This window comes from Deltaproteobacteria bacterium, from assembly GCA_020845895.1.
Classification (GTDB): domain Bacteria; phylum Lernaellota; class Lernaellaia; order JACKCT01; family JACKCT01; genus JADLEX01.
The window spans coordinates 81,812-90,781 of the sequence record JADLEX010000007.1; the positions used below are offsets into that span (position 1 = coordinate 81,812).

At 69.0% G+C, this 8,970-nt stretch carries 6 protein-coding genes; all 6 read right to left on the bottom strand.

Annotation, left to right across the window (positions count from 1 at the left end):
• Positions 1–2: 2 nt before the first annotated feature.
• Positions 3–3,152, bottom strand: a complete 3,150-nt coding sequence (locus IT350_00690) for an error-prone DNA polymerase (GenBank protein ID MCC6156540.1) — start codon at positions 3,150–3,152, stop codon at positions 3–5.
• A 37-nt stretch (positions 3,153–3,189) separates the two neighbouring features.
• Entirely contained in the window at positions 3,190–4,671 is a 1,482-nt protein-coding gene (locus IT350_00695; protein ID MCC6156541.1) for a DNA polymerase Y family protein, read from the bottom strand.
• Positions 4,649–5,311, bottom strand: a complete 663-nt coding sequence (locus tag IT350_00700) for a recombinase A (protein ID MCC6156542.1) — start codon at positions 5,309–5,311, stop codon at positions 4,649–4,651. The genes IT350_00695 and IT350_00700 overlap by 23 nt, the downstream gene beginning before the upstream one ends.
• 21 nt (positions 5,312–5,332) lie before the next feature.
• Positions 5,333–5,968 (bottom strand): repressor LexA, encoded by a 636-nt coding sequence (lexA, locus tag IT350_00705; protein MCC6156543.1) that lies wholly within the window; start codon positions 5,966–5,968, stop codon positions 5,333–5,335.
• 156 nt (positions 5,969–6,124) lie between these two features.
• Positions 6,125–7,720 carry an aldehyde dehydrogenase family protein gene (locus tag IT350_00710; protein ID MCC6156544.1) on the bottom strand — a complete coding sequence of 532 codons (1,596 nt, stop codon included), beginning with the start codon at positions 7,718–7,720 and terminating at the stop codon, positions 6,125–6,127.
• Between the two features lie 139 nt (positions 7,721–7,859).
• The coding region (locus IT350_00715) for a hypothetical protein (GenBank protein MCC6156545.1) at positions 7,860–8,970 on the bottom strand (1,111 nt) is incomplete at its 5' end.

The window sequence follows — 8,970 nt, forward strand, 5'->3', positions numbered from 1 at the left end:
GGTCAGTGGAAATCCCGACTGCGTTTGCGCGTCGGGGTGAAGATCTCCGGCGTCCAGAACTCGTCGGCGACGAGGTGCACCACGCTCTGCTCGGAGTGCAGCAGGCCGGCGACGCCGAGAAACGGCGCGGTCTTGATGAGCGCCGCGTGCCGCTCGAAGACGCTCGGCCGAATGATGAGATTGACGAAGCCCGTCTCGTCTTCGAGCGTCATGAACGTGGTTCCGCCCGCCGTGTCGGGCCGCTGCCGGCAGATCACCAGACCCGCGTAACGCACCCGCCGCCGGTTCGGCTTCGCGTTGACGATCGACGCCGGAAACAGGCCGAGCTCCCGCAGGCGCGGCCGCAGCGCGCCGAGCGGATGGCCGCGCGTGGACAGCGCCATCGCGCGGTAGTCCCAGTCGATCGTCTCGAGCGCATCGAGCGCGTGAAGATCCGGAGCTTCGTCGCGCTCGCGCAGGGCGAGCGGTTTGGATTCGGAACGCGAAAGGGCGAGCACATTCCACAGCGCCTCGCGCCGGTGCGCGGTGAGCGACTCGAACGCGCCGGCCTCGGCGAGCAGGCGAAACGTCCGCGCGTCGGGGCGCACCCGCGCGGCGAAATCGTCGAGCGAGGCAAAGGGCGCGCGCGCGCGTTCGGCGACGATCCGCTCGATCAGCGCCGCGGCGAGCCCCTTCACGAAACGCAGCCCCACGCGCACGGCGAAGTCCATCGGCGGCGGCCCGCCGGTCGATTCCTGCGTACAGGCGTCGTCGCTCGCCGCCACGTCGATGGGGCGGATCTCGACGCCGAGTCGCTTCGCGTCGTCGATGATGGTGGCCGCGGAGTAGAAGCCCATCGGCAGCGCGTTGAGCAGGCCGCAGGTGAACTCGACGGGGAAATTCTCCCGCATCCACGCGGTGGCGTAGCTGATGAGGGCGAAGCTCGCCGCGTGGGACTCGGGGAATCCGTACTCGCCGAAGCCGCGGATCTGCTCGAAGACACGCTCGGCGAACTCGGGCGTGATGCCCTTGGCCACCATGCGCGTCATGAGTTTTTCGCGGTGGCCCTCGAGCCGTCCGCTGCGTCGCCACGCGGCCATGTCGCGCCGAAGCTGATCGGCCTCGCCGGGGGTGTAGTCGGCGGCGACCACGGCGAGCTTCATGACCTGCTCCTGAAACAGCGGAACGCCGAGGGTTTTCCTGAGCACGGGCTCGAGACACGGATGCGGGAACTCCACCGGCTCCTCTCCCGCGCGCCGACGCAGGTAGGGGTGCACCATGCCGCCGCTGATGGGGCCCGGCCGCACGATCGCCACCTCGATGACGAGATCGTAGAAATTCCGCGGACGCAGGCGGGGCAGCATCGCCATCTGGGCGCGGCTCTCGATCTGGAACACCCCCACCGTGTCGGCGCGGTCGATCCGGTCGAAGGTCCGCGCGTCGTCCGGCGGAATCGTCGCCATGCCCAGGTCCACGTCGCGGTGCGCTTTCAGCAGCCGGAACGCGTGGTCGAGGTGCGTGAGTGCGCCGAGCCCGAGCAGATCGACCTTGAACAGACCGAGGCTCTCCACGTCTTCCTTGTCCCACTGGATGACCGTGCGATCCTCCATCGACGCGTTTTCGATGGGGACCAGATCGTGCACCGGTTCGTGACCGAGCAGGAACCCGCCTGGGTGGATCGACAGGTGGCGCGGGAAATCCAGGATCTCGTTCGCCAGCGCGATCGCCATCCGATGCGTCGGCGTTTCGGGGTCGAGCCCCGCCTGTACGAACGCCTGCGGCGCGACGCCGCCGCCCCAGTGCGACAGCAGCTTGGCCACGCGGTCGAGCGACACCTCGGCCATGCCCAGCGCCTTGCCCACGTCGCGCACCGCCGAACGCGGCCGGTAGCGGATGAAGTTGGCGACCATCGCCGCCCGGTCGCGACCGTAGCGGCCGTACACCCACTGGATCACCTCCTCGCGCCGGTCGTGCATGATGTCCAGGTCGATGTCGGGCGGCTCGTTGCGGTCCTCCGACAAAAAGCGCTCGAACAGCAGATCCATGCGCACCGGGTCAATGGCCGTGACGCCGAGACAGAAGCACACGGCGGAGTTCGCGGCCGAGCCCCGGCCCTGGCACAGGATCTCGTGCTCGCGGCAGAAGCGCACGATCTCCCACATCGTCAGGAAGTAGCCGCCGTAGTCGAGCTTTTCGATGACGCGCAGCTCCTTTTCGAGCTGACGCGCGACCTCGGGCGGCACATCGCCCCGGTAGCGGCCGCGCGCGCCCTCGAAGGTCAAATGGCGCAGCCACTCGTTTCCCGTCATGCCGTCGGGCAGGTTCTCGGACGGATACCGATAGCGCAGCTCGTCCATGCCGAACCCGCACCGGTCCGCCAGCTCGCGCGTGCGCCGGACCGCGTCCTCGTCGTCGGCGTAGAGGCGCCGGAATTCGAAGATCGAGTGCAGGGCGAATTCGTCGCTCGGCTTCGTGAGTCGGCCCGCTTCGTGAATCCGCACGCCGTGGCGCACGCACGTCAGCACGTCCTGCAACGGTCGCCGCGCGCGGTCGTGATAGAGCACCTCGGGCGCGGCGATCGTCGGCATTCCGTAGATGCGTGACCGCGTCCGGATCCGGCGCTCGCGCTCGGCTTCGTCGGGCAGTTGGTGGCGGTCCAGCACGGCGAAGACGCGGCCCGCGAAGGCGTCGCGCAACAGCCGCGCGACGGCCATCGGTTCCGCCGGATCGCCCAGACGGCTCCCCGCGCCGCCGCTCGGCGCGACACCGTATAGGGCGCACAGGCCCGTCGCGTGATCGGCGACCTCGGCCCACGACACGCGGCTCTCGCCCTTGGGGCAGCGCAGCCGTCCTTTCGTGAGGAGCCGGCACAGGTTCGCGTAGCCCTCGCGCGTTTCGCACAGCAGCACGATCGCGTCGCCGTCGTCCACGGTGATCTGCGCGCCGACGATCAGGTGCACGCCGAGTTCCCGCGCCCGCACGTGCGCGCGGACCACGCCGTACACGCCGTCGCGGTCGGTCAGGGCGATCGCCCGCAGCCCGAGCCGGTGCGCCTGCTCCACGAGTTCCTCGGGGTGCGACGCCCCTTCGAGGAACGAGAAGTGGCTCTTGCACCACAGCGCGGCGTGCGCGGGCGCGCCGGGCGTATGAATGCTGCGCGTGCTTGCGGACATCCCGACTCTCCGGGGCACCCCATCGGTTTCGCCGCGGCTACTCCACCAGCCCCTGACAGAACCACCGCTTCCGGACCTCGTCGAAATAGATCCACAGGTTCTGGCCGCTTTCGGTTTCGACATAGAAATACCGGCGTCGGATTTCCCGGTTCCACCATCCGCCGGAGACGGGGAAGGGGCCGCCCGCGTGGGCGGCGGGGTCGGCCGGCGATCCGCGCGTCGGCCATCCGATCACCGCGTGCGCCATCTCGCCGTCCAGCCGGAGCGGTTTCGCGAAAATCCGCCGGACCCGCCGCGGCGTGCGCACCGGGCGGGCGCGCGGCGAACGGCTCCGGTCCGCGCGCACCCACTCCCACTGCGCCTCGGGCAGGTGCCCTTCGCGCAGGCGCACGGTCCGTACCGCGTCCTCGCCGAGTTCCGCGCGGATGCGCGCCAGGGCCCGGTCGGCGGCGGCCGGATCGCGCCGGGGCTGGTGAAACAGGCTGAGCTGCTCGGTCGTGGCGACGCTCGGATGCGCGGTCAGGCGCATCTCCGACACCGGCGAGGTCCACGCGTGACCGGACCACTTGAGCTGCACGAGGTTCAGGATGACTTTGCGGTCGAGCGTCGGTTCCGCGGGCTCGATCGCGTGGCGCACGAAAGACAGATCCTCCAGGCGCAGCTCGAGGTCGAGCCGCGCGAGGGCGAGGTATTTTTCGGCGAGCAGGGCGGTGAGCACGGCGAGGCCCTGTTTCGCGACGAAGAGCAGGCGGTCGGCCTGCGCCTCGGGCGGGTCGATGTGCCGGTGCACGGTCAGGGGTTCGGGCGCCATCTCGGGGCGCAGCGGGGGGCGGTCTTTTTGTGCGCCTTCGCGGTGCAGGCGCAGCGTGGCGGGCGAAAAGCGCCGCGTCAGGCCGCTCTCGGGCAGGGCGAGGAACGCGCCCACGGTGTGCACGCCCAGGCGCGCCAGATGGTCGCGGTCTCCGGGCGGCAGATTCAGCCGGTCGAGCCCGATGCGCCCGAGGGCCTCGCGCTCGTCGGCCTCGGAGCGAAAGACGGTGCCGTGGGCGAACGACCGTGCCGCCGCGTACGCGCCGAACCGGGAGAAGCCCACGACGACCGAAGCGGCGAGGCCCGCGCCCGCGAGGTCGTCGCGGATGCCCCGCGCCCACGCGCTGGCGGACGGGGCGAGGCGCTCGAGGCCCGTGGGATCGAGGAAGAAAACCCCCGGCTCGTCGCGCACGACCTCGACGCGGGGCGAGTGCGTCGTGAGGATGCCCAGCGCCTCGCGCAGGCCGGCCTCGATGTCGGGTTCCGAAACGACCCCCGCGACCAGTTGCGCGCACAGCGACAGGCCCTGCGCGTAGGACATGCCGGGCAGGATGCCGAATTGCCGGGCCGCCTCGTTGGCCCACAGGGTGCGGCCCTGCGCCTTGTCGTGATCGACCACGACGGCGGGGCGGTCCTTCCACTCCGGGTGCCGCCGAAGCAGCACCTGGAGCGGGAAGGCGGGCAGGTCAACGCATGCCAGGCGGGCCATCGACGTTCACCTCGCGACGTCGCCCCGGCCCGTGGCGCTTGTCTTTGAGCACCTCCCACGCGCACACCCGCCGCGGGTCGTCGCCGGGATGCGCGGCGGCGTTTTCGCAACCGGCCTCGAAACGCAGGGAGACGAGCGGCCCGAGCGACGGCAGCTCGGGCGGCGTGCGCGTGAGAAAGACGATCGCCAGGGCGTGATGCGACGCGAGCCCTCCCAGCCGGGAGAGCGCGTTTTGCGGCACGTCGGGGTCGGCGCAAAGGTCCACGACGACCAGCCCGAAGGATCCCGAACGGGCCAGATGATCCGCCGCCCGAAGCCGGCGGAGCGCGTCGGGACCGCGGATGACGACGAGGCTCTCCAGGTCGACCCCGTTGTCCGCGAAATCGGGCGGAAAAAAGCTCTGGTCGGCGGGCGTCACCCACGCGCACAGCTCGTTTTCGATCTGCGCCCGGACGACGATCTCGGACGCGACCGTGAGCTGCGCGCCGCGCCGCGCCGCCGAGATCTCGATCAGTCGGCCCGTCAGGTTTTCCCATGCCCAAGGATCGACGAGCGGGCGTGCGGACGGCACCGCCCCGGTTTTGCGCAGGGCGCCAGCGGGCAGGTCCTCGTACAGACGGGCCAGATCGGCGGCGCTCATGACTGGCTCCTGAAACTCATGTCAGGACTCCACGAAGGGAATGGCTTCGAGGTAGCGGCGGATCTCGATCACCTTGCCTAAAATCCGGACCGCATCGGCGGAGAGCCGGATCGGGGCGAATTCCGAATTCTCGGGGACGAGATCGACGACGCCGGACCGAACGCGCAGCCGCTTGACGGTGGCCTCGTCCTCGACCAGCGCCACGACGATGTCCCCCGAATCCGCGCGCTCCTGCCGGCGCACGACCGCGATGTCGCCGGGCCGGATGCCCGCGCCCGTCATGCTCTCGCCGCGCACCCGCAGGGCGAAAAACTCCCCCGGCGGCATGGCGGGCGAGGCGGACAGCCAGCCCTCCGGGTCCTCGAACGCGGTGGTCAGCGCGCCCGCCTGCACCGCGCCCAGCAGCGGGATGCCCATCGGACGCCGCGACCGCGGATTCGATTCGGGCGGCAGGCGATACCCCCGGGCGGCACCCGCCGTCTTTTGCAGCCGGCCCTCGCGCACGAGGTTCTCCAGATGGCGGCGCGCGACCTCGACCGCGCCCAAGCCCATCGCGCGCTGGATCTCGCGGATCGTCGGCGGATCGCCGCGACGCAGCCGTTCGGCGACGAAGCGATAGATCCGCTCACGGGTCTGCCCGGTCGGTGTTCTGGACATCGTGCTCTCCGCGTCTCGCGCGCGCTCGACAGCGCCGTTCGGCGTCGTCGTTTCCCTCGTCTTCAATAGAAGACATTTGTCTTCATTTGTCAAGCAAAAAAACCCCGCTCGCGGGTTGACCGTGAGCGGGGCCGGAGGGTGTCGTTTCGGGTTCGGCTACGCCTTCTGTCCGGCGGGCGCGCCGGGCGCGCGGCCCGAGCCGTTCGCGCCGTTCGCGATCTTCGCGCGGATGTTGAACAGGTCCTTCACGCCCTCGATCTTGCCGCCGAGGCCGCGTCCCCACATCGCCCGGATCGTCGCCACCATGCCGTGGTACATCTTGTGCGTGTAGGGCTGCCAGAAGGGGCTCCACGCGGGCTGGCGCACCAGGTCGTAGTTGATGTGATACGGGATGCACAGGCCGCGCAGGCCCTCGTCGCTGTGGACGCGGCCGACGCCCGACGTCTTCACGCCGCCCCACGGGGTTTCGGGCAGGCCGTGCGTGAGCAGCACCTCGTTGACCATGACGGTGCCGGCCTCGAGCTGCTCGGCGATGCGCTTCGCCTTGAACTTGTTGGTCGAGAAGACGTAGGCGTTCAGGCCGAACTTGGAGTCGTTCGCGCGGCGGATCGCCTCGTCCTCGGTCCGATACTTCATGATCGGCAGCGTCGGGCCGAAGGTTTCCTCGCGCACGCACTCGAAGCTGTCATCGACATCGACGATCACGGTCGGGGCATAGAACTGCCCGGGGCCCTCGATCTTGTAGCCGCCGGTCAGGAACTTCGCACCGGCTTTCTTCGCCTCTTCCATCTGGTTGATGACGACCTTGAGCTGGCCGGGGTCGGTCATCGGGCCCATCGAGACGCCGTCCTCGATCGGGTTGCCGACCTTGAGCTTCGAGACGCGCTCGACGACCTTCTTGACGACCTCGTCGTAAATCGACTCGTGCACGTACGCGCGCTCGACCGAGGCACACACCTGCCCGGCGTTGGCGAACGCGCCCCACACGAGCGAGCCGACCGCGTGTTCGACGTCGGCGTCCTCGCACACGATGGCGGGGTCCTTGCCGCCCAGCTCCATGGAGCAGGGGATCAGCAGGCGGCCGCACTCCGCGGCGACCATCTGGCCGACGTCGGTGGAGCCGGTGAAGTTGACGTAGTTCACGTCCTGGCTGATGAGCTTGAAGGCCATCGAGCCGGCCATCGGCAGCACCTGATACAGGTCGGCGTCGAGCCCGGCGTCGTCGAACAGTTCGCGGCACTTGAGCGCGATGAGCGGCGTGATCGAGGCGGGCTTGTGCACGACGGCGTTGCCCGCGATGAGCGCCATGATGATCTCGCCCGTCGGAATCGTGAACGGGAAATTCCACGGGCTGATGCACAGCAGCACGCCGTAGGGGCGGTAGTTGATGTAGCTCTTGCGGTACTTCACGAGGTGCATGGGGATCGGATCGTCGGCGAGAATCTTCGGCGCGCGTTTGCAGAAATACGCCGTGAGATCGACGATCGGCATGACCTCGGTCTCCATCGCCTCCATGAGCGGCTTGCCGTTCTCGCGGGCAATCAGCTCGCAGACCTCCTCCGCGCGTTCGACGAGGGCGTACTGGAATTTTTTGATGATCGAAACCCGTTCATCCAGGGACTTCGACGCCCAGCGGCGCTGGGCCGCGCGCGCCCGTTTGATCGCGTCGACGCCTTCCTCGAAGCTGTACGATTTGACCTCGCCCAACACCTCGTCGGTGGCGGGATTGTGCACGGTGATCATGTTGCTCATGGCCCTCTCCTGTGATCCCGAATCGAAATGACGGAGCGTTCCCCTCGAACAGGCAAGAAGTTTGACACAGTTGAACGCAAAGAAAAAGGGTCGATTCGCCCCGCGCAAATCCCGAAAAACCGGGCACAAATGCAAGGATTCAGAGGGATTTTTCCGCCAGTGCGACCAACCCCCGCCGGTGCACGCCGTCCGGAGCGATCACGCACTCCTCGCGCAGGGTGCGAAGGCGCGATCCCCGTGAGCGGATGTCGGCCATCGTCGCGGCGATCGGCGCGCGCAGCGACGTCTCTTCCAGGTGCATGTCGTCCCCGAGCGATACGACGTGAATCGAACGGGGCGCTGCCTCGTCGGCTGCGAGCCGCACTCCGTGGAGGAGGGCCGCGTCGCGCAGGCGGTCCGTGACGAAAAACGGCGGAGTCTCGCAGGTGACGTCCTCGGCCGCATTCGCCGTGCATGCGTGGAACGCGACGGGCCTCGGTTCTGCCCGGCCGGCCAGCCTCTCCCACATCGTGTCGAAACCGTTCTCCGTCAGGCGTAGTCGCCGCGCGTCGTTCCCGCGCAGGCACTCGATGTACGCGCCGGGTGTGGGCTCGGGGTCGGCGCGGCCGATCCAGCCGAGCTTGGTGAACGTCCCCGCGAGGAGGATCGCCGCGAGCCCGATGGCGGCCGTGAGCCGAAGCGACCGCGACGTCATGCGTTCACGGGCCAAGGACCACGCGTCTCGACCGGCATCGACCGCCACGATGAGCAGCAGCTCGTGCAGCAACGAGCAGGCGTTCGCCGCGTTGCTGCGCGCGGTGAGGACGAGGGCGTACACCAGGATGAAAGCGATCGACGCGAGCAGGAAACGCCGCCGCGCGACACGCGCGCTGCTGCGTCGGATGCCGAACGCGACGGCGAGAATGACCCCGGCTGCTTCGGCGACGACCCACGGTCCGGCCTGATCCAGCAGCGCCTCGCGAAGGAAGACCCGGAAGAAACCGGCCCGCGCGAGCCGGGTGATCGGCGCGCCGTGTTCCAGTTCATGAAAGTACCATTCGACGTAATTGCGCCCATGCAGTACGACCCACGGCGCGATGACGGCCAGGGCGATCGCCGCCGCGACGAGCGGTCCGCCGATGCGCGAGGCGGCGTCTTTTCGAGTGGACCAAATGACGGCAACGAAGCCGAGTCCCAGCGGCGCCGCAAGGACGGCGGCGATGGGGTGCGTCGCGAGGGCAAGGCCGGTGAGAAAACCAACCGCGATCGAA